The sequence below is a fragment of the Planktothrix sp. FACHB-1355 genome, assembly GCF_014748295.1.
GTDB classification, from domain to species: Bacteria; Cyanobacteriota; Cyanobacteriia; order Cyanobacteriales; family Aerosakkonemataceae; genus Aerosakkonema; species Aerosakkonema funiforme_A.
Map to the genome: position 1 here is coordinate 1 of NZ_JACJUP010001216.1, position 2,050 is coordinate 2,050.

2 protein-coding genes are annotated in these 2,050 nt (G+C 39.2%); both read left to right on the plus strand.

The window, feature by feature from the left end; all coding sequences use genetic code 11:
• Window positions 1-1,103, plus strand: a 1,103-nt coding sequence (locus H6S82_RS30930; protein WP_191057306.1) for a GAF domain-containing protein, incomplete at its 5' end; no start/stop codon positions are given.
• 91 nt (window positions 1,104-1,194) lie between these two features.
• A complete protein-coding gene (locus H6S82_RS30935) occupies window positions 1,195-1,773 on the plus strand; it encodes a hypothetical protein (RefSeq protein WP_199318002.1) in 579 nt (192 codons plus the stop codon).
• Window positions 1,774-2,050 lie beyond the last annotated feature (277 nt).

Below are 2,050 nucleotides of genomic sequence, written 5' to 3' on the forward strand. Positions count from 1 at the left end.
CTTTGAAAATGGGTAAATCGCTAAATGCCGATCGCACAACTATTTTTCTATTAGATGAAGAACGCAATGAATTTTGGTCGATCGTTGCCGAATCTGGAGGTAAAGAAACTTTAGAAATTCGCATACCTGCCAACAAAGGTATTGTTGGTGAAGTAGCTGCTACCAAAAAAATCATTAATATTCCCTTCGATTTTTACGACGACCCGCGTTCTCTTACCGCTAAGGAACAGGACAAAAAGAACAACTATCGCACTTATACAATGTTAGCTTTACCGCTGTTGAACGAACAGGGAGATTTAGTTGCAGTTATCCAATTAATCAATAAGTTAAAACGCTTGTACGACGAGACATTACCTTTATCGGAAAAAATCGACACCCAAGGCTTTACGAAAACAGATGAAGAACAGTTTGCTGAAAATGCACCTTTAATTCAAATGATTTTGGAAAGTTTCCGTTCCTATCATAAAACAGCTAGAGGACAAAGAGTAGCAGCAGCACTAATGGCAGCAACTCGTTCTGTTAATCAAAGTAGCTTAGAAATCGATGAAGTTCTCAAGCGAGTTATGGATGCGGCGAAAGAACTTATGAATGCCGATCGTAGCACGCTTTGGTTGCTCGATCGATCTGCAAACGAACTCTGGACAAAAATTTCATTCCAAGATGGTTCGGAAAGAGAATTGCGTTTACCATTGGGGGTAGGTTATGCTGGCAAAGTTGCACAAATGGGTGTACCTCTCAATATACCATTTGACTTATATGAATACCCAGATTCCGAAACAGCCAAAAAAACAGATGAAAGAACTGGTTATCGCACTTGCAGTTTACTGTGTATGCCAGTTTGGAATCCCGATGGCGAATTGATTGGCGTCACTCAATTAATCAATAAAAAGAAAGCTGGTGATTTTGTAGATTTACATCCTGTTAATGGCAGTGAATTACCAGATTGCTTTCAAACCAGTTTCGACCAAAACGATCAAAAATATATGCAGGTATTTAATAATCAAGTAGGCGTTATTCTTCAGAATGCCGAACTTTTGGCAGCAGTAAAGCGACAGGAACAAACCCTGCGCGATAACCTGAGTGTACCATCAGAGCGAAAATAAGTAGGTGCGATCGCATTCGATCGGCAATAAATTAATCTATAATTAATTGTAAGGCTTACTTCCTAAGAACACGAGCAAAGGTGAAGGCGCTATGGCTAAAATCAAAATCCTGCAAGAAAATCAATCCTACACCTTTCGGTCTTATTTTGAGTTACCATACGAAGCCGATGACATTCTAGCTGAGTTTGACTATTCACTTGAAAGAGCAGAACTATATCTACCTAAAACGACTCGGCAATTAGATTACCTACCAGAACTCAAGCAAAAAATAAGAGCTTTCTTACCTTTTGTCAGTCTCAGCAATGAAACGGCTAGAAGAGAAACGCTGGTATCTCCTATCCTGCTGGAAGTGGTTATTTATTGCCAATGCCAAATGCGGATTGAATATCCTTTAAGCGTCAATAACTGGCTCAAAGGCAATCTTGATTATCTCTTGCGATCGACTAACAATTTGCTCGTTATTGAAGCCAAAAATGATGACCTCACTAGAGGCTTTACCCAGTTAGCGGTAGAGTTAATTGCTCTATCGCATATTGAAGAACAAAATGTGTTTTATGGAGCAGTAACGATGGGTGATGTTTGGCGGTTTGGTAAGCTCGATCGCAACTTTCAAATGATTACTCAAGATATCAATTTGTTTAAAATACCTGATGATTTGTCAGAGTCCTGATGGGAATTTTGGAGGGAGTAGAAGTTTCACAATAAAATTGTGAAGTGCAGTGAAGAATGGGAATTGCACGCTGTTTTGCGATCCTCTCGTGTCTTGCGTACTTACTTACTATGGTAAAAGTCAATTGGCTAATTGAAAGATTTGTTTTTGATGCTTCCGCACAATTCCTAGAAGAATTAAAAAGACAAGGATTCACCTACAAGGAAACTAGCTATCTTCATTTCCGACCCACAGAAGCAAATAATTACTTCTCCGACGATGAATGCGTCCTATTTAG

What these genes read in the sequence shown, in the direction of transcription:
- H6S82_RS30935 (WP_199318002.1), top strand. Translation starts at nt 1,195, where the DNA reads ATGGCTAAAATCAAAATCCTGCAAGAAAATCAATCCTACACCTTTCGG.